Below are 19,272 nucleotides of genomic sequence, written 5' to 3'. Positions count from 1 at the left end.
TAAAACTAATTGTTACATCATCAGATTTTTGGAGAAAAGCTATGGCACAAAATGCATACGAATATTCATCAGCTGCTGCACAACAAGCACCGCTTACGCAACCACGCCATCGCCAACGCAAAGTAATTAAATACAAAGCAGCAGCTTGGACTAAAAAAGAGCGTGGTTTAGTTATTTTTGTGGCTGCAGTTGTCTTATCGTTGATGGTTGGTGCTGTCTTTACGAGTATGCAAATTACCAAAGCGACTAACAGTACTACGGCTATTGAAACGAAAATAAGCAATACGAAACAAAATAATGATGCTTTACAAACTAAGATTCAGGATGTTACTAGTAAGTCAAATCTAGATAAGGTTGCAAAAAAATACGGCATGACACTTTCAGATGATAGTGTGCGCAATGTTAATCAATAATTATGAAAAATAAAGTGAGACGGATACCTAACAAAAGAATCACAAAGAATGCCAAAATATTTGGCGGGTTGTTGCTGTGTGGCACAACAGTTGTGATTTTAATGCTTGGTATTCGTCTTTTTGTTATTGCTGGGAACAAAGCCGTTGATGGGCATAACCTAACAAAAGCGACACGAGAAGCGTTTATGGGAAAACAAAACATTATTGCCAATCGTGGTAAAATTTTTGATGTCAATGGACAAGTTTTAGCCGAGAACACAACTGTTTACAATATGTACGCAATCTTGGACAAAAATCAAAAAGACGCTAATGGCAAACCAGATTATGTGACGGATGCGAGTGAAACAGCTCAAAAATTAAGCACGGTTATTAGCTTAAAAGAAAAAGTAATCTACAAACGATTAACTGCTAAGCAATTTCAAGTAGAGTTTGGATCAGCTGGCAAAAGTCTGACAATTGCGCAGCATAAGAAAATAGTGGCCATGAAGCTTCCTGGCATAAAATTCACATCACAAGCGGCACGCGTTTACCCCAATGATCAAATGGCATCTCATCTGATTGGAAACATTAAGTATAGTGAAAATGTTAGCGGTCAATCTACAATGATTGGGACAATGGGAATTGAAGCGGCCGAAAATTCTATACTAACTGGTAAAAATGGCATTAAAAGCTACGAAGGTCAAAAAGAGAATAACAAAAGTAGCCGAACAGTGAAAAATGGGGATGACGTGTACCTCACTTTAGATGATAGTTTGCAAAACACTCTAGAAACGCGTATGGATACATTGTTTAAAGATACGGGGGCAAAAACAGCAGTTGCAGTATTGATGGAAGCAAAAACAGGACGAATTGTTGCGGCGACACAAAGACCAAACTTTAATGCTAACGACAAATCCTCAAATCCGGCGACTTGGCAAAATCTACTTGATCAAGGTGCCTTTGAGCCTGGATCAACTATGAAAGGCATAACGTTGGCAGCGGCTATTGATACAGGAGAGTGGCGACCTAATGACACCTATCAATCGGGCACATTTTTAATTGATGGCAAAAAAGTCGTTGATGCTTTTGGTCAAGATGCCGGTGTGTTGACATATCGTGAAGGATTTTGGCGTTCATCGAACGTAGCCTTTGCACGCACCGAACAAAAGCTAGGGGCAACAACATGGCGTAAGTATTTGACGCGATTCCGTTTTTTACAGTCTACTAAATCAGGTCTCAATGCGGAAGAAGCTGGGTCTATTTCGTTTAATTATCCAATTGAACAGGCCAATACGGCTTATGGTCAAGCCATTAATGTGACGCCGTTGCAACTGATTCAAGCCTATTCAGCAATCGCTAATAATGGTAAAGAAGTTAAACCCTATTTTGTCGATAAAGTAGTTAATTCTTCGACCGGTGCAATTGTCAAAGAAGGGAAAACGACAACGGTTGCTCACCCAATTAAAGCCAGTACGGCCGAAAAAGTTCGTGAATATATGATTGATGTTGTGAATCAATCTACTGGAACTGCTAAGGAATTTGATTTGCGAGATGCTGGATATCAAATTGCTGCTAAAACTGGAACTGCCCAAGTAGCAGAAAAGGGTCAATACCTAGATGGTCTGAAAAATGCGATTCACTCAGTCGTTGTATTAGCACCAGAAAAAAATCCAAAGTATATTTTTTACATGGCTGTTAAACAACCAAAAGTTTTTCCAGATGAAACAATTCAAACCACAATGAACAAAGTATTTAGACCATTAATGCTACAAGCTTTGAATAATAGCAGCAGTGCTGTAAAATCTAAGACAACGAAACAGACGGTGCCTAATGTTGTCGGGCAATCAATTACTGCTGCCAAAACAACATTAACTAAAGCAGGTTTCCGAGTGGCTGTCGTGGGCACAACTGGAAAAATTAAATCACAATCGCTGTTGCCGGAACAAAAAGCATTAACCAATCAATTAGTGATATTGAAAGCACAAGGTACTACGAATATGCCTGATATGACAGGCTGGAGTTTAACTGATGCACAATCATTTGCGAAGCAAATTGGCTTCACGTTGACTTGGAAAGGGTCTGGATACATTACGAGTCAAACTGTTGGTGCTAATCAGTTGGTTGTCAAAAGCAGTCAAGTAGCGATTGTATTGAAAGAGAAGGAGTAACAGGGAGAGATGACAGAAAATCTATGGACTTTCGCACGATCGTTTATCGTGACAGTTATTTTTATGCCAGCATTGATTAACTTTTTGAGACATTCTAAGGAGCAGGCAGTAATACGTAAACTTGGTCCTGATCATCAGGCCAAAGCAGGAACACCAAGTATGGGCGGTGCCTTATTTGTACTAGCTGCTGTAATCAGTGCGATTGTTGGTGGTGTAGCAAGTGAAGGATGGCATGGTTTCATGCTCCAGTTGATGCCACTTTTGGCATTTGTGGCATTTGCTGTTATTGGTGGTGTTGATGATGCACTTAAAATTCTGAAACATGCGGATGATGGTTTCAGATTCAAACCAAAATTGTTGGCACAAACACTTAGTGCTTTGGTGGTAATGATTGTTATGTGGTTTATGAATGTACCATTTGTGCTGAATGTACCGTTTGTTGGTCATATTTATTTGGGTGGTTTTTATTTCATTTTCATGTGGTTCTGGCTCGTAGGATGGTCAAATGCCACTAACTTAACAGACGGTCTTGATGGCCTACTAACGGGTATTAGCATTATTGTTTATGGCACCTATACATGGATTGCAATGGCAATGCATAACCAGTCTATTGTGATTTTTAATATTGCGATTATTGGTGCGTTAGTTGGATTTTTGATTTATAACAAACCAAAAGCCAAAATTTTTATGGGAGATACAGGCTCACTAGCTTTGGGCGCAGGATTAGCAATTGAGTCAATTTTGCTTGGCATTCCATTTTCTCTAGTGTGGTTTGGCATTATTTTTGTAATCGAAACGCTGTCAGTTATTATTCAAACAATTGGTTATCACTTTTGGAAGAAACGCATTTTTCCAATGGCACCAATCCACCATTCATTTGAAAAATTCGGTTGGCGTGAATGGCAAATTGATATACTATTCTGGGTCGTTAGTCTTCTAGTAAGCATTGTAGGAATTTTATATATGAGTTAAAACGGTGATGACCGTGTACATAAATAAAGAAATCAGGTTAAATCATGCAGGCAATGGACTTTAAAAATAAAAAAATTATGGTTTATGGTTGGGCACGCTCTGGAAAAGCAGTGACTAAGCTTTTATTGGCACTTGGCGCTGATGTTACCGTTGCAAATGATGGTGATTTTCAACAAGATGATGATTTTCTAAATTTACAATCGCAACAGGTTACTTTTTTGTCACAGGCTCAAGATGCGCATCTGGATAATAGTTTCAAATATCTGGTGAAAAATCCAGGCATTAATTATGATCAACCATTGGTGCAAAAAGCGCTTGATTTGAAAATGCCAATTTTAACAGAGGTTGCCGTGGCGTTGAGTACATTCAAAGGTCGATTAATTGCGGTGACAGGATCCAATGGTAAAACGACAACGACTTCATTGATTCGTGATATGCTCAAATCTGATGAACAGCCGGTCACGACAGCTGGCAATATTGGCACACCTGTCAGTGAAGTCGTTGCTGATTTAACGGAAAAAGATACGTTATTGTTAGAACTATCAAGTTTCCAATTAATGGGCATACCTGATATTCAACCAGATATCGCTGTTGTGACTAATATTTTTTCAAATCATCTGGATTATCACAAAACTAGAGATAATTATGTAGCTGCTAAATTTCAGATTACACGCCATCAAACGTCGAATCAGTATTTAATTTTAAATGCTGATGGACCAGACACGCCTCATTTTGCTGCCAAAACACATGCCAAAGTGTTGACGTTTTCACGTCAACAAACTGGTTTGCCGGCAGAAATTAAAGATGATCAATTATTGATTGATGGCGATGCAATAATGCCTGTAACGGACATTAAACTAGTTGGGCCTCACAATTTAGAAAATGTTTTGGCGGCAGCAACGGCTGCAAAATTAGCTGGCGTGAGTGATCGTGCGATTAAAGATGTATTGAAAACTTTTGGTGGTGTTGCGCATCGTTTACAGTATTTATTTACTGTGAATGGTGTGAAGTACTATAATGATTCAAAAGCCACAGATATCGAAGCTACGCAGACAGCATTAAATAGTTTTGATCAACCAACAATATGGATTGGTGGTGGCTTAGACCGCGGTGATGATTTGTCACGCATGGTGCCTAATTTAAAACATGTTAAAACAGTAATTGCTGTTGGGCAAACGCAGCAAAAAATTGTTGATTTGGCACATCAGGCCGGTAAAACAGTGATTACTGTTAAAGATGTTATGGCAGCGGCGCCAGAAGCGGTGCAGTTAGCGCATCCAGGTGATGTGGTATTGCTTTCGCCCGCTCATGCGAGTTGGGATCAATTTAAGACATTTGAAGAACGCGGTGAAAAATTTGTCGGTGCACTAAAAAAAGCACTTAAAATTTGAAAGGAGTCGTTATGAAAATTATTTTATCTGGTGGTGGAACAGGTGGTCATATTTATCCAGCTCTTGCTTTAGCCGAAGTGATTAAAAAGCATGAACCAGATACACAATTTTTGTATGTGGGATCGGAACGAGGCGTTGAGTCTAACATTGTGCCTGCGACTGGAATGGCATTTGATCGTTTAACAGTTCAGGGCTTCAAACGATCACTGTCTTTAGATAATGTTAAAACGGTTTCTTTGTTTTTAAAAGCGGTTCGTGAGGCAAAAAAAATTCTCAAGGAATTTCAACCAGATGTTGTTGTTGGAACGGGTGGATATGTCAGTGGTGCTGTTGTCTATGCTGCCCAACGATTGCATATTCCAACAGTCATTCATGAACAAAATTCAATTGCCGGTGTTACAAATAAGTTTTTGTCTCGCGGGGCGACGCGCATTGGCGTTGCTTTCGATGTTGCATTATCACAATTTCCCAAAGGGAAAGCAACGGTGGTTGGAAACCCAAGAGCACAACAAGTTGCTTCATTAAAGTCAAATTTCTCATGGCGACAGATTGGTTTACGGGATGACAAACAGACGCTGTTAATATTTGGCGGTTCGCAAGGCGCCCCAGCTATTAATTTAGCAGTTATTGATGCCTTAGAAACGTTTAATCAACGCAGTTATCAAGTGGTATTTGTCACAGGACCAAAACGATATCAAAATGTACTTGATAGAATGACTACGCAACCAGCTGAAAATGTGCGAATTTTACCTTATATTGATAATATGCCAGAAGTTATGGCACAAACTGATGCGATAGTGGCGAGGGCTGGCGCGACCTCAATAGCAGAAATTACTGCCTTGGGTATTCCGTCTATTCTAATTCCGAGTCCATTTGTGACAGGAGATCATCAGACAAAAAATGCGCAAAGTTTAGTTGACGCTGGTGCTGCATTGATGATTTCAGAGCCATCTTTGTCAGCAATTACGCTAACTCAAGCGGCCGATACATTGTTACTAAATGACAAGGTGAGCGAGGCAATGGCGGCCCAATCAACTAAAATTGGTGTGCGTGACGCTGGCGAAAGGCTTTATGCACTAATTCTAGACGCAATTGGAGAATAATGAAAGAAGTTATACCACAATCAAAGCATATTTTTACTAGAAAACGACCGTTACAACTCTGGTTGAGTTTAGCGGTTTTTGCTGTTTTGATTGTTGGTTTAATATTGATTTTACAACCGTGGCGTACGATTAAAAATGTGTCAGTGGCGTCGACTGTTGTTTCGAAAGAACAAATTAAAAAATATGTAAATGTTAGTCAGAAAACGCCATATTGGCGTTTAGTTGGACAACAAACCTTTATTGAAAATCGATTGCAATCACAAAGTGACAAAGTTGATTCAGTAAAAGTCACGTTAAAAGATGATGATGTACTATTTACTGTTGTGGAAAGAATAAATGCTGGATTTGTCCAACAAAAGGGACAGTGGTATGCCATCAATCAACAAGGAAATCGGCATCAAATAAGCCAACCAGATGGCGATGCACCTGTATATAGCGGTTTCAAGAGTGATGCTGTGTTATCAAAAACTGCTGTTATATTTTCTAACCTTGAGGCTGCTCTTCGACAAAATATTAGTCAAATAATATTTTCACCCACTAAAGAGAATCCGAAACGCCTAAAAATTATCATGGCAGATGGTAATACTGTACTGGCAACAACTACAACATTCGGTCAAAAGATTGTTTATTATCCAGGTATTGCAGCGCAAATGAAAGCAAAAGGTGTGGTTGATTTACAGTTTGGGGCTTTCTCATATAACTATAAATCTTAATCATAATTATGTATTCAAAGAGAAGAATTGGGTCGCAAAATATTGCGATTTTATGTTATTATTAATATTAGGTATATTTTGTAAAAATAATTAACAAAGGGGCACGACGCATGAATAATTCAGGCGTGACGGTTGGATTGGACATTGGAACCACTTCAATTAAAGTTGTCATTGCACAAACTGCTGGAAATCAATTTAATGTCATTGGTGCGGGAAGCGCCCCTTCACGTGGTTTACGCCGTGGTGTGATTGTCGATATCGATACCACTGCTGCTGCGATTCGTGAAGCGATTGATCAAGCACAAGAAAAAGCAAATATTAAAATTACCGATGTTGTCGTTGGTATTCCAGCTAATCAGGTTGAAATTATCAACGTTAATGGTTTAGTATCTATTGCTAACCAGAATAAGCGCATTACCTATCAGGATGTTCAAAATGTAGCACAACAGGCCTTATCTAATGGTTTGCCAGCGGATCGTGATGTGATTGAATTAGTAGCTGAAGAATTCGTTGTTGACGGCTTTGATGGCATTAAAGATCCGCATGAAATGATAGGCGTACGGCTCGAAATGCATGGAGTTGCCTATGTTGGACCTAGTAAAATTCTTGACAATACGCGAATGGCAATTCAAAAAGCCGGTCTTAATTTGCAAGAATTTATTCTATCACCATTGGCATTGGGTACAACCATTTTAAATGATGGCGAACAGGACTTTGGAACGGTTTTGATTGATTTAGGAGGCGGACAGACTAGCGCTGCTGTTATCCATGATCGCAAATTGAAATATACGTTCGTTGATATTGAAGGTGGTGATAGTGTCACCAAGGACATCTCGACTGTTCTGGGTACTTCTTACATCAATGCCGAAAGAGTAAAACGGGACTATGGCTTTGCGGATCCTTTGCAAACAGATCAAGACAATGAATTTCCTGTGGAAGTTATTGGTGAAGCTGTTCCAAAACAATTTGATGAGAAATATTTATCGGAAATCATTGCGGCGCGTTTAGAACAGATGTTTACGAGAATATTTGATCACTTGCAACAGGTTAATGCGTTAAACATGCCCGGAGGCTTTGTATTAACTGGTGGCAATGCGGCTTTACCAAAAATGGTTGATTTTGCTCAACAATTGTTGGGTGATAATGTGCGTTTGTTTGTACCAGATCAAATTGGGCTGCGACATCCTTCATACACTCGTGCATTAGCATATTCAGTGTTTGCATCTAGAGAAAATATGGTGCAACAGGTGATTAAACAGACGATTATGAATCGTCGTGAGGTCGCCCCTAATCCTGAGCCAACGTCAACAGTAATTGAGGCGCCGCAACAAGAATCATATGATAGTTATCAATATGTTAATGATTCGACTGAAGCACCTCGTGAAGGTTGGTTTGGAAAAATTCGCCAAAAGATCAGCAATTTATTTAACGAAGACTAAAAAGACACTTAAGGAGACAACTCATGGATTTTTCAATTGATGATACCCAGGAAGCGGGCGCAATCATAAAAGTTATCGGTGTTGGTGGTGGTGGCTCAAATGCTGTTAACCACATGATCGAAGAAGGCGTCGGTGGCGTTGAATTCATCGTAGCTAATACTGATGTACAAGCACTAGATAAGTCAAAAGCCGATACGAAGATTCAAATCGGCCCTAAATTAACCGGTGGTTTGGGTGCAGGCTCAAATCCAGAGCGTGGTACCAAAGCTGCTGAAGAATCAACTGAAGATATTGCTAATGCTTTAGCCGGTGCCGATATGGTTGTCATTACTGCAGGAATGGGCGGTGGAACTGGTAACGGCGCAGCTCCTGTTGTTGCGCGTATTGCTAAAGAACAAGGCGCATTAACGGTTGCAGTTGTAACACGACCATTTAAATGGGAAGGACCAAAGCGTGGACGATTTGCTGCCGAAGGATTACAGGCTTTATCAGAGTCTGTTGATTCATTAATTGTGATCACTAACGAACGCTTGAAAGACCGTATTGACCTTCGTACACCACTGTCTGAAGCATTTAAGGTAGTTGATGAGGTTGTGGCACAAGGTGTTCGTGGTATTTCTGAGTTGATCACTAACCCTGGTTTCATTAACTTGGATTTTGCTGATGTGAAAACTGTCATGCAAGATGCCGGACCTGCTTTGATGGGCGTTGGTCAAGCAAGTGGTGAAACTCGTGCAGCTGACGCAACAAAACAGGCTATTTCGTCACCGTTGCTTGAAGTTGATATGTCTGGCGCAGAAGACGTTTTGCTTAATATTACTGGTGGCCTAGATATGTCATTGTTTGAAGCACAAACTGCTTCAGAAGTCATTAGCCAAGAGGCAGGACGTGACGTTAACGTTATATTTGGAACATCAATCGATGAAGATCTTGGTGATTCAATTCGTGTGACTGTTATCGCGACCGGTCTTCAGAACACAAATGATAAATCTAAACAATCTGTAACAAAGAATGTTGCACCAGCAGCGTCAGTTTTTGGTACGGCAACAACAACTGAGTCATCGGCACCTTTGTCTTCTGCTTCATCAGTTTTTGAAAAACCAGCGACATCATCATCAGCGCCTAAAGTAACACCAACACAAAGCGATCCATTCGCCGATTGGAATATTGGTGGCACAACCAAGGACGCATTTTCTGAAGATGATCGCTTTGATGGCGTTCAGAAGCAATCATTTGATGTCTTTAATACACCCAGCTCAAGTGCAGCGGTTGATTTAGGCAATGATGATGACACTGACCAACCACCATTTTTCAAGAAACGTTAAGGAGAACTCATGGCATTAGGGGACACAATTAAACGTCTATTTAGTAATGAGGAAGATTATTACGAAGATGAAGGGTATGATCAACAATCATACCAAGAGCAGCCACAACCACAGCCTGTTCAACAGCAATCAAATACTTCCCAACAACAACGATTTACACGACCATCAGCGACACAACAAGCCACTTCAGACTTTAATAGTGCAAATAGTAAAATTGCATTGTTTGAACCCAAAGTGTATTCTGATTCGCGCGCAATTGCTTCACAAATTTTGGGTGGCGAAGCGGTGATTGTTAACTTTACGCAGATTGATGAAGCACAAGCTAAGCGGATTCTTGATTTTCTGGGTGGTGCAGTTTATGCTGTCAACGGCGAAATTGAGCGTATTGGTCAGTCTATTTTCTTGGTAACACCAAATACATTTGAAATTTCAGGGACTTTGACAGATAACCTTGAACCCAATAGCAGGTACTAATTCATGATTGCAGAAATTGTCATATGGTTGTTTCGTTTAGTGCAATATTATGAATATGCAATTGTTATTTATATTTTAATGTCGTGGCTACCAGGTGCTCGTGAGTCAGGTTTGGGCCGGTTTTTGGGGCGTATAGTTGAGCCTTATCTGAGAATCTTTCGATTTATTCCACCAATTGGGATGCTTGACTTTTCACCAATTGTGGCAATTTTGGCTTTGAATTTTGCACGTAGTGGATTGTTACATCTAGTTTCAATATTCCTATGACGGACAACATATCAAGCATTTCACAGCATTTTCGTGACTATGAGCAACCTTTCATACAACAAGTCTTGGATTGGATGAAACAGGCTGATGACGACTATCGCTTAGTTTTAACGCGATTTTTAAATCCTAGAGAACAATACATTTTACAAACACTAATTAATCGTCAATCTGAGTTGCAAAGTTATTTGTATGGTGGTGTGGCTGGCGCTGAAAGCCAAAGGGCAATCATTGCACCAGAAGTTTTTGACATAAAACTAGAAGATTTTGGAATTGCTTTGTTAACTGTACAATATCCGCAAAAGTTTGCGACATTACATCATGCCACAATATTGGGTACACTAATGCACTTGGGTATTAGTCGTGATGTGGTTGGCGATATACTGTTTGATGCTGAAGAAACAAGTTGGCAGATTATTGTTGATAAAAAAATGGTAGCGTATATTCAACAAACAGTTACAAAAATTGGCAGAGTTGCTGCCAATTTGAAAGAGCTACCACTAAACGAGGCCCTGCCTGTTTTAACTAATTGGCAAGAGCAATTTACTTTGATGTCATCTCTTCGGCTTGATGTTGTCATATCATCTATTTTTCAACTGTCACGTAGCGATACTAAGACGCTTATTGAAAGTGGTCAGGTTCACGTAAATTGGATGGTTGCGCAAAAAACTAATATGGATGTCGCAGTAGGTGATTTGATATCAGTTAGAAAACATGGTCGTGCACAGATCAAATCATTAGATGGTCGGAGTAAAAAAGATAAATTGAAAGCAATTGTCAATGTTGTGCAAAGATAGTAATGTCAAGCTTCTATCTAATTTAGACTAAGCATGATAAAATTATGAAGTACAATTATGTTAAAGGAGAATGTTATGGCATTATCACCAGATGAAATTTTAAATCACGAATTTACAAAAAAAGGCAGTAAAGCATACGTTGCGACGGAAGTAGATGCATTTTTGGATCAAGTCAATAGTGATTACGAAGCATTAATTGCTGAACGTGATGCGCTTAAAGTGCAACTTGAACAGTCACAATCTCAAGTTGATGAACTAGAAGCCAAACGTGAGCAAGTTAATCAATCTATATTTGTCGCGCAAGAAGCAGCTGACCGATTGAAAAAGGATGCTGACGTTGAAGTTAAAAAGCAGTTGACACATGCACAAGAAGCAGCTACTAAAATCATCAGTGATTCTCGTGTTAAGGCAGAAGCTGAAGCAGAGCGCTTGGCGCAAGAAAACGCAGAATTAACTAATGAGCAAAATCAATTACGTACAGAAGTTGAAAGTTTTAAAAATTCCTTCTTGCAATTATTAACAGCACAGCGTACACTATTAGAAAATGATGAGTTAGCAGAAGCTGTTCATCGTTTACCAATTGGTCAAGTGACAGCCAATCGTATTGGTCAAGTTGCGGAAGCAGCACCAGTTGAAGTTTCAACAGAGCAAGGGTCAGATGACCAACAGGAAACAGCAGAAGCTCAAGGACCAGTTGTGGTGTTTCCAGAATCAGAAGACCAAGCAGACAATCATTAATAACTATAAAAAGCGTAACACAGCAAAGTTGGCATATATACGTGCAGCGAGTCATGGTGGTGGAAGATGACCGTCCCTGATGCCAATCAGATCAGTTACCAGTTTTGTTTAGCTGAAATTGTAGTAAGCTAGAACGGCGCAGGTCGTTAATGCTGATTTGAGAGTAATAATTACGATTGATTATTACTAAATATTGGGTGGTACCACGTGAAAACGTCCCTATGCTGGTGAGGCATAGGGACGTTTTTATAATTATTTGCATGATTGTTTTCGATTAATTTTTGTAGGAGAATGGAATATGAAATATAAAGATACGTTAAATCTTGGCAAAACGGCTTTTCCAATGCGAGGATCGTTGCCTAAGACGGAACCAGAACGTCAGGCAAAATGGTATGAGGAGGACTTGTATCATCAACGTTTGGCTCAAAATGAGAAAAAACCTCATTTTAATTTACATGATGGACCACCATACGCAAATGGTAATATTCACATCGGTCACGCCATGAATAAAATTACCAAGGACATTATTGTACGTTATAAGAACATGTCTGGCTTTTATGCACCGTACGTCCCTGGTTGGGATACGCATGGTTTACCAATTGAACAGCAATTAACCAAAGCTGGTCATGACAGAAAAAGTATGCCCAAATCAGAATGGCGTAATTTAGCTAAAGACTTTGCTTTACAACAAGTTGATAAGCAACGGTCGGATTTTAAACGTTTGGGTGTGTTAGGCGATTGGGAAAATCCATATATTACATTGAAGCCAGAATTTGAGGCAGCGCAAATTAGAGTATTTGGCGCAATGGCTGGAAAAGGCTACATTTTTAGAGGGGCTAAGCCCGTATATTGGTCTTGGTCGTCTGAATCTGCGTTGGCTGAAGCTGAGATTGAATATCATGACATTGATTCAACATCATTATTTTATGCCAACAAAGTAAAAGATGGCAAAGGTATCTTGGATGACAATACTTACTTTGTCGTCTGGACGACAACGCCATTTACGGTCACAGCCTCTCGGGGTATTACGTTAGGACCTGACTTCGAATATTCAGTTGTGAAACCAGCTGGTGATACGAGACAATTTGTTGTTGCTACTGAACTACTTGATTCAGTGGCGCCTAAATTTGGTTGGGAATCATACGAAACAATCGCGACATATAAAGGTCAAGAACTTGACCGCATTACAGCTTATCATCCTTGGGACAGTGAGCATGAAGAATTAGTCATGAATGCTGACCACGTGACACTCGATTCAGGGACAGGTTTGGTTCATACAGCACCTGGATTTGGTGAGGATGATTATAATGTCGGAACAAAGTACGGTCTTCCCGCCGAAGTAACGGTTGACTCAAAAGGTTATATGACAGCCGAGGCAGGTTCTGATTTTGAAGGGAAATTCTATGATGATGTTGTTGGTATTGTCATCAACAAGTTAACAGATGCTGGTCTGTTCTTGGCAAAAGAAAAGATTACCCACTCTTATCCATTTGATTGGCGTACAAAAAAGCCAATTATTTGGCGGGCAGTGCCCCAATGGTTTGCTTCTGTGGCCAAGTTCCGTTCAGAAATTTTATCCGAGCTTGATAAAGTCACATATTTCCCAGATTGGGGTAAAGTGAGACTGCACAATATGATTCGCGATCGAGGTGATTGGGTCATTTCACGACAACGTGTTTGGGGTGTACCATTACCAATTTTCTATGCAGAAGATGGTACAGCTATTCTGGACGAAAAGTTGATCAACCACGTCGCTGATTTGTTTGCTGAACATGGTTCCAATTATTGGTTTGAACATGATGCTAAAGCATTGTTACCGGAAGGTTATACTAATGAGCATTCACCAAATGGTGAATTTACTAAAGAAGAAGACATCATGGATGTCTGGTTCGATTCTGGTTCATCTTGGAATGGTGTTTTGAATACCCGTCCTGATTTAGATTATCCTGCCGATATGTATTTGGAAGGCTCTGACCAATTCCGTGGTTGGTTTAATTCATCGCTTATTACGTCGGTGGCAGTAAATGGTATTGCACCTTATAAGGCAATCTTACATCAAGGCTTTACATTAGATGGTAAAGGCAACAAGATGTCAAAGTCTCTAGGGAACACTATTTCGCCACTTGAAGTCGCTGATAAAATGGGAATTGAAATTCTACGTCTTTGGGTGACATCAGTTGATACATCACAAGATATGCGTGTTTCAAATGATATTTTGAAACAGGTGTCAGAGAGTTATCGAAAGTTGCGTAATACGTTACGCTTCTTGTTGGCAAACACTGCTGATTTTGATCCAAAAGAAGATGGCGTTTCATATCAATCATTGGCAGCACATGATCAATATTTCTATGCCTTAGAAAATAATTTTGTTAAAGATGTTCGCAGTGCTTATGATAATTACCAATTCAACGATGTCTTTAAGCGTGTGATTAACTTTGTTAACGTTGATTTATCAGCCTTTTATCTCGATGTGGCTAAGGATGTTGTTTATGTTGAGGCACCTACTGGGCACGCGCGTCGTTCCATGCAAACAGTTTTCTATAAGATTTTGACTGACTTGACACGATTGTTGCTACCAATCTTGCCCCACACAGCTGAAGAAGTATGGGAATATCTACCCTATGAAACAGAACAATTTGCATACTTGACAGAAATGCCAAATGTTGAAGATTTAGGTGATACAACAGTTTTGTTTGAGCAATGGTCTGTCTTTATGAGCCTTCGTGATGCTGTCAATAAGGCACTTGAAGAAGCACGTGAAACCGACTTAATTGGTAAGAATGCAGAGGCTTCTCTTACACTTTATTTGACGACTGAACAACAGTTATGGTTAAAAGATCTGAATGCGGATGTTCGTTTGTTGTTAATGGTGTCACAACTTCATTTGGAATCATTGGAAAGTGCACAAAATGTAGAAGACTTTGCAGGTTGGCACATTACTGTTGACCATGCTACAGGGCAAGTTTCACCACGAGACCGACTGTATCATGACGATATTGGTTCTGACACTGATTTTCCAGAATTGTCAAAGCATGAAGCAGATATTGTCCGTGAGTTTTATCCAGAAGCCCTAACTGAGGGGCTAGAATAGTATCAAAAAACATCACAATTCATAATTGTGATGTTTTTTTGATCGTTTTGGAAAAGTATGAACAAACTGTGAAAGCGTTTACATTCGTTTGAAAACGTGCTATGATAAGGTTATAAAAGAAATGATTTTTAAAGGAGAAACATATTATGGCAACTAAAACAATTATGCTAGCTTGTGCAGCTGGTATGTCAACATCATTATTGGTAGCAAACATGCAAAAGGCCGCCGCAGCTCAAGGAAAGGATTACGATATTTTTGCAACTTCAACGTCTGATGTTGACGCTAAGCTAAAAGAAAAGCATCCTGATGTTGTGATGCTTGGGCCTCAAGTTGCTTATATGAAAAATGAGGTTAAGGGACACACAGATGCCGCTGGTGTGCCAATGGATGTCATCAATATGATGGATTATGGCATGATGAAGGGCGACAATGTTTTGAAGTCTGCCGAAACATTGATGGGAGTTTAAGATGGCCGATTTGATGCAAGACGAAGCACGAATGCAAGTTGTGATGGGTCTGATTATGCATGGTGGCAATGCCAAGTCGCAAGCTTTTCAGGCAATTCAGTTGGCTAAATCAGGTGATTTTGAGGGTGCACAAGCAGCAATTGATGAAGCTGATAAATCACTTAAAGAAGCACATGATGTTCAAACGGACATGCTAACACAAGAAGCACAAGGTAATCATACTGAAGTTGACTTGTATATGGTTCATGCCCAAGATCATTTGATGAATGGTATTACTTTTCGTGATTTAGCAGTTGAAATCATTGCACTTTATCGCAAATTGGCAGAGAACTAATTGATAGCTCGCTTTTGCGGGCTTTTCTTTTACAAAATAATCGCTAAATGAACATAAGAACTGGAGAAGATAACAAATGACAACAGGTTATAAAATGCCACAAGACTTTTTATGGGGCGGTGCGGTAGCAGCACATCAACTAGAAGGTGCTTGGAATGTTGACGGCAAGGGTGTCTCAATTGCTGATGTGATGTTGGCAGGTAAAAATGGTGTGAAAAGAGTGGTGACAGACACTGTTTTACCAGATGGAAACTATCCTAACCATAGAGGAATTGATTTTTATCATTCATTCCCGCAAGATTTTGCGTTGATGCGAGAATTAGGGATGAAAGCCTTTAGAACATCGATTGCTTGGACGCGTATTTTTTCCAAACGGTGATGAGGAAACACCTAACGAGGCTGGTTTGGCATTTTATGATAATATGATTGATGCCATGCTTGATAACGGTTTAGAACCAGTCATTACGTTATCCCATTTTGAAATGCCATATCATTTAGTGACCGAATATGGTGGATGGCGCAATCGTAAAATGATTGATTTTTTCACTAAATTTGCGCGTGTGGTATTCGAACGTTATGGTGATCGTGTCAAGTACTGGATGACTTTTAATGAAATTAATAATCAGACTTCTTGGATGGATTCACATCCAATGCTACAAAACTCTGGGTTAAAAGATTATCCGGAAGAACAGGCACAAGAACTGATGTACCAAGCATCACACCATGAGTTAGTTGCCTCAGCCTTAGCAACCAAAATTGCTCATGAGATCAATCCTAACATTATGGTAGGTGATATGATTGCGATGAACCCCGTTTATCCTGCGACATCAAACCCAGAAGACATTTTGATGGCACAGCGAGCGATGCAAACACGTTATTATTGGGGTGATGTCCATGCGTTGGGAGAATATCCTAACTGGCTTTTGAATTTTTGGGCACACAAAGGCTTCGATATAAAAATGTCACCTGAAGATGCTAAAATCTTAAAAGAAAACACCGTCGACTATGTGGCGTTTTCTTACTATATGAGTTGGACCGTTTCTGCAACGGGTGATGATTATTTAGAATATGATGAAGAAGCTAACCATGGTGATAATCCTTACCTCAAACAATCCGATTGGGGCTGGCAAATTGATCCAACAGGCGTTCGTTATGCAATGAACTGGATGTGGGATCGTTGGCATAAAAAGATGATGATTGTGGAAAATGGTTTTGGTGCTTATGATAAATTGACGAGTTCGGGTGAGATACACGATCCGTACCGAATTGATTATTTTAGGGGACACATCAAGTCCATGGAACAAGCAGTTGCGTTAGATGGTATTCCTCTAATCGGTTATATGCCTTGGTCTGGTATTGATATTGTTTCCGCTTCAACGGGGGAAATGGCCAAACGCTATGGTTTCATTTACGTTGATTTAGATGATATGGGTCAAGGTACGGGAAAACGCTACAAAAAGGATTCATTTGATTGGTACCAACATGTTATTGCAACCAACGGTGAATCATTATAAATCTTCAAAAGCTAGTGAAATGCTAGCTTTTTTGCATTCAATAGATGGCTTTGATACACTGAATACTATGAATGTCTAGTATTTGGGGGAGAAAAATATGATTCCAGAGAAAGCCACGCAGCTGCCTAAAGCAGCTAAAATTGTTTGGTTAATTCATGATGTTATCACTTTGTTGTTTTTAGTAGCTGTTGAAATAGCGATTTACGTGTTTTTTTTGCGCGGTAATTTTCGTCAATTGGAAATGTTATTTTTAATTGTTATGGTTTTGGTAGCTGTTTTGCCTATCATACACATGATATTAATTCCGTATTTTTATCGTTTTAGACGTTATGTGATTGATGAGCAAGCCGTGTACATTTACCGTGGTTTTATTTTTAGAAAATCTGAATCAATTCCATTGAATCGTATTCAAAATGTTGATACCAAACAGGGACCGATTTTACGTTATTTTAAATTAATGGATTTATCTATTGAAACAGCGGCACATGGTTTCAAAATTGAGGCTATTGATGAAGCAACAGCTAAAAAGTTGAGAGGTCAATTAGTCGAAGCAGCATTACACGCCCGTGAGGTAGCTTCAGATGACTAAACAGCATCAAAGTTGGTTTGCCATTGTTGTTAATTTTTTTAGTCACATCAAAATAATGATTTGGCCAATTATATTGGGCTTGTTCAATATTAAAAACGATGGTGTGATTTTTTTACCTTTGATAGTATTAGGTATGTTTGTCGTATTTATCGGTAGCGCTTGGATTCAGTGGTTATTTTTTACCTTTGAATTTGATGATAATGAACTATCAGTAAAACAGGGTATTTTTAATAAAAAGCAAGTTCATGTCCCTTTTGAGCGTATTCAGACTATTTCTAGAACGGTGCCGTTTTATTATCAACCATTTCAATCCGTGCGTTTACAAATTGATACCTCAGGTCAAGGCAAACCAGAAGTGGTCTTTGATGCTCTGAGTTTGACACAAGCTGATATTCTCGAGCAAAAAAGGCGCAGTGCCCAAAATAAAAAAGCCAGTGTTGAAGAAATTAGACCAAAACAATCTATAGCAGAGCTAAGATATCATGTGACAAATAGTGACTTGATGTTATACGCTGTTACCTCACTGAGTGGTCTCGGTGGCTTTTTGGCTTTGTTCACATTATGGACGCAAATTGACGATCTTTTACCAAAACATCTCAAAGCGACATTTACAAATTTTGTGAATCATCAATCCGTGATAGTATTGAGTTCTTTGATTGTAATTGGTCTATTGATAGGTATTGTCGTTGGATTTTTCAGGATTTATAATCAATATTTTGATTTTAAAGTTTTACATGAAGACAATCATCTTGTGATTTCGCGTGGTTTACTAGCACGTAAAAGTGTCCAACTTAAGTTTAGTAGAATTCAAGCTGTTCAATTGCGACAAACTTTGCTGAGAAGAATGGTTAAGTTGATGAATGCCAACGTTTTGCTTTCCGCAAGTCGAGATCAAGATGACAAGAAAACTATACTGATTCCAGTAGTTAGCAATCAAAAGGTAACAACTACGTTGCGAAAAGTTTTGGGAGTTGGGGACTTCGATATCAAGCAGTGGCAAACTAGCGCTATTAAGGCGGCTGCATGGTATCAGGTTAGATTTAGTTTATTGCGGATGGCAACTACGATTGTCGTTTTGAGTGGTATTTTGAGGATCTGGTTACCAAAATTTTGGGATTGGCATAATATATTGCTTGGTATTTTGATTACTTTGGTTGTGGCAGTGTTTTTAATTTTAAAAAACACGATGACAATAAAAGACCAAAAAATCGGATATCATGAGTCTGTTATTTACTTGCAGCGTAGTAATGGTCTAACGAAAGAGGGTTACTTTATCACGCGTGATAAAATACAAGGTGTTAATACTCATGGTATGTTTACCTTAACCACAAAAAAGGCAACACATCTCGACATCATTGTTCGTGATGATAATGGGGGACACATGATACATTTACGATATGTTCCTGAAGAAACAATACAAAATATTAATAAATGGCTGCTTTTATAACTAATAACGCATCTTTTTAAAATTTTGATTGTAATAATTTAATCTTAAGAAGAT

At 39.2% G+C, this 19,272-nt stretch carries 17 protein-coding genes and 1 pseudogene; all 18 read left to right on the top strand.

Going from position 1 to position 19,272, the window contains the following annotated elements:
• Nucleotides 1-41 precede the first annotated feature (41 nt).
• Complete coding sequence (ftsL, locus tag IEU65_RS04470) at nt 42-413, top strand: cell division protein FtsL (RefSeq protein ID WP_010291941.1); 372 nt, start codon at nt 42-44, stop codon at nt 411-413.
• A gap of 2 nt (nt 414-415) precedes the next feature.
• Nucleotides 416-2,560, top strand: a complete 2,145-nt coding sequence (locus tag IEU65_RS04465; RefSeq protein ID WP_031941280.1) for a PASTA domain-containing penicillin-binding protein — start codon at nt 416-418, stop codon at nt 2,558-2,560.
• A 9-nt stretch (nt 2,561-2,569) separates the two neighbouring features.
• Nucleotides 2,570-3,532 carry a phospho-N-acetylmuramoyl-pentapeptide-transferase gene (gene mraY, locus IEU65_RS04460; RefSeq protein WP_010291935.1) on the top strand — a complete coding sequence of 321 codons (963 nt, stop codon included), beginning with the start codon at nt 2,570-2,572 and terminating at the stop codon, nt 3,530-3,532.
• A 44-nt stretch (nt 3,533-3,576) separates the two neighbouring features.
• Nucleotides 3,577-4,923 carry a UDP-N-acetylmuramoyl-L-alanine--D-glutamate ligase gene (murD, locus tag IEU65_RS04455; RefSeq protein ID WP_031941279.1) on the top strand — a complete coding sequence of 449 codons (1,347 nt, stop codon included), beginning with the start codon at nt 3,577-3,579 and terminating at the stop codon, nt 4,921-4,923.
• Between the two features lie 11 nt (nt 4,924-4,934).
• Nucleotides 4,935-6,026 carry an undecaprenyldiphospho-muramoylpentapeptide beta-N-acetylglucosaminyltransferase gene (murG, locus tag IEU65_RS04450; protein ID WP_010291928.1) on the top strand — a complete coding sequence of 364 codons (1,092 nt, stop codon included), beginning with the start codon at nt 4,935-4,937 and terminating at the stop codon, nt 6,024-6,026.
• Entirely contained in the window at nt 6,026-6,739 is a 714-nt protein-coding gene (locus tag IEU65_RS04445) for a cell division protein FtsQ/DivIB (RefSeq protein ID WP_010291924.1), read from the top strand. The genes murG and IEU65_RS04445 overlap by 1 nt, the downstream gene beginning before the upstream one ends.
• A gap of 110 nt (nt 6,740-6,849) precedes the next feature.
• Nucleotides 6,850-8,178 (top strand): cell division protein FtsA, encoded by a 1,329-nt coding sequence (gene ftsA, locus IEU65_RS04440; RefSeq protein ID WP_010291922.1) that lies wholly within the window; start codon nt 6,850-6,852, stop codon nt 8,176-8,178.
• A gap of 23 nt (nt 8,179-8,201) precedes the next feature.
• Entirely contained in the window at nt 8,202-9,503 is a 1,302-nt protein-coding gene (gene ftsZ, locus IEU65_RS04435; protein WP_010291921.1) for a cell division protein FtsZ, read from the top strand.
• A 9-nt stretch (nt 9,504-9,512) separates the two neighbouring features.
• Nucleotides 9,513-9,977: a cell division protein SepF gene (locus IEU65_RS04430; RefSeq protein WP_010291918.1), complete on the top strand. Its 465-nt coding sequence runs from the start codon at nt 9,513-9,515 to the stop codon at nt 9,975-9,977.
• Nucleotides 9,978-9,980: 3 nt separating this feature from the next.
• The gene (locus tag IEU65_RS04425; protein ID WP_004914758.1) at nt 9,981-10,244 is read left to right on the top strand and encodes a YggT family protein; all 264 of its coding nucleotides are present in this window, start codon (nt 9,981-9,983) and stop codon (nt 10,242-10,244) included.
• Nucleotides 10,241-11,038, top strand: coding sequence for a YlmH family RNA-binding protein (locus IEU65_RS04420; protein WP_010291913.1), 798 nt, complete (start codon nt 10,241-10,243; stop codon nt 11,036-11,038). The genes IEU65_RS04425 and IEU65_RS04420 overlap by 4 nt, the downstream gene beginning before the upstream one ends.
• Nucleotides 11,039-11,113: 75 nt before the next feature.
• Nucleotides 11,114-11,776, top strand: a complete 663-nt coding sequence (locus IEU65_RS04415) for a DivIVA domain-containing protein (protein ID WP_010291912.1) — start codon at nt 11,114-11,116, stop codon at nt 11,774-11,776.
• A 298-nt stretch (nt 11,777-12,074) separates the two neighbouring features.
• Nucleotides 12,075-14,867, top strand: a complete 2,793-nt coding sequence (gene ileS / locus IEU65_RS04410; RefSeq protein WP_010291909.1) for an isoleucine--tRNA ligase — start codon at nt 12,075-12,077, stop codon at nt 14,865-14,867.
• Between the two features lie 146 nt (nt 14,868-15,013).
• Entirely contained in the window at nt 15,014-15,334 is a 321-nt protein-coding gene (locus IEU65_RS04405) for a PTS sugar transporter subunit IIB (RefSeq protein WP_010291907.1), read from the top strand.
• A 13-nt stretch (nt 15,335-15,347) separates the two neighbouring features.
• Nucleotides 15,348-15,668, top strand: a complete 321-nt coding sequence (locus IEU65_RS04400; RefSeq protein WP_031941278.1) for a PTS lactose/cellobiose transporter subunit IIA — start codon at nt 15,348-15,350, stop codon at nt 15,666-15,668.
• 76 nt (nt 15,669-15,744) lie between these two features.
• Nucleotides 15,745-17,182 (top strand): annotated as a pseudogene (locus IEU65_RS04395) (6-phospho-beta-glucosidase).
• Nucleotides 17,183-17,279: 97 nt separating this feature from the next.
• The gene (locus IEU65_RS04390; protein ID WP_010291900.1) at nt 17,280-17,771 is read left to right on the top strand and encodes a PH domain-containing protein; all 492 of its coding nucleotides are present in this window, start codon (nt 17,280-17,282) and stop codon (nt 17,769-17,771) included.
• On the top strand, nt 17,764-19,218 hold the full coding sequence (locus tag IEU65_RS04385; RefSeq protein ID WP_010291899.1) for a PH domain-containing protein: 1,455 nt from the start codon (nt 17,764-17,766) through the stop codon (nt 19,216-19,218). The genes IEU65_RS04390 and IEU65_RS04385 overlap by 8 nt, the downstream gene beginning before the upstream one ends.
• Nucleotides 19,219-19,272: the final 54 nt, after the last annotated feature.

Source organism: Leuconostoc pseudomesenteroides KCTC 3652 (assembly GCF_014634745.1).
Taxonomy (GTDB): Bacteria; Bacillota; Bacilli; order Lactobacillales; family Lactobacillaceae; genus Leuconostoc; species Leuconostoc pseudomesenteroides.
This window is presented reverse-complemented; position numbering and strand designations above follow the sequence as displayed.

Bases quoted from the DNA above. Each gene is read 5' to 3' on its own strand.
- ftsZ (WP_010291921.1), top strand. From the start codon at position 8,202: ATGGATTTTTCAATTGATGATACCCAGGAAGCGGGCGCAATCATAAAA.
- ftsL (WP_010291941.1), top strand. From the start codon at position 42: ATGGCACAAAATGCATACGAATATTCATCAGCTGCTGCACAACAAGCA.
- IEU65_RS04400 (WP_031941278.1), top strand. From the start codon at position 15,348: ATGCAAGACGAAGCACGAATGCAAGTTGTGATGGGTCTGATTATGCAT.
- ftsA (WP_010291922.1), top strand. From the start codon at position 6,850: ATGAATAATTCAGGCGTGACGGTTGGATTGGACATTGGAACCACTTCA.
- ileS (WP_010291909.1), top strand. From the start codon at position 12,075: ATGAAATATAAAGATACGTTAAATCTTGGCAAAACGGCTTTTCCAATG.
- IEU65_RS04420 (WP_010291913.1), top strand. From the start codon at position 10,241: ATGACGGACAACATATCAAGCATTTCACAGCATTTTCGTGACTATGAG.
- IEU65_RS04385 (WP_010291899.1), top strand. From the start codon at position 17,764: ATGACTAAACAGCATCAAAGTTGGTTTGCCATTGTTGTTAATTTTTTT.
- murD (WP_031941279.1), top strand. From the start codon at position 3,577: ATGCAGGCAATGGACTTTAAAAATAAAAAAATTATGGTTTATGGTTGG.
- IEU65_RS04430 (WP_010291918.1), top strand. From the start codon at position 9,513: ATGGCATTAGGGGACACAATTAAACGTCTATTTAGTAATGAGGAAGAT.
- murG (WP_010291928.1), top strand. From the start codon at position 4,935: ATGAAAATTATTTTATCTGGTGGTGGAACAGGTGGTCATATTTATCCA.
- IEU65_RS04445 (WP_010291924.1), top strand. From the start codon at position 6,026: ATGAAAGAAGTTATACCACAATCAAAGCATATTTTTACTAGAAAACGA.
- IEU65_RS04415 (WP_010291912.1), top strand. From the start codon at position 11,114: ATGGCATTATCACCAGATGAAATTTTAAATCACGAATTTACAAAAAAA.
- IEU65_RS04425 (WP_004914758.1), top strand. From the start codon at position 9,981: ATGATTGCAGAAATTGTCATATGGTTGTTTCGTTTAGTGCAATATTAT.
- mraY (WP_010291935.1), top strand. From the start codon at position 2,570: ATGACAGAAAATCTATGGACTTTCGCACGATCGTTTATCGTGACAGTT.
- IEU65_RS04405 (WP_010291907.1), top strand. From the start codon at position 15,014: ATGGCAACTAAAACAATTATGCTAGCTTGTGCAGCTGGTATGTCAACA.
- IEU65_RS04390 (WP_010291900.1), top strand. From the start codon at position 17,280: ATGATTCCAGAGAAAGCCACGCAGCTGCCTAAAGCAGCTAAAATTGTT.
- IEU65_RS04465 (WP_031941280.1), top strand. From the start codon at position 416: ATGAAAAATAAAGTGAGACGGATACCTAACAAAAGAATCACAAAGAAT.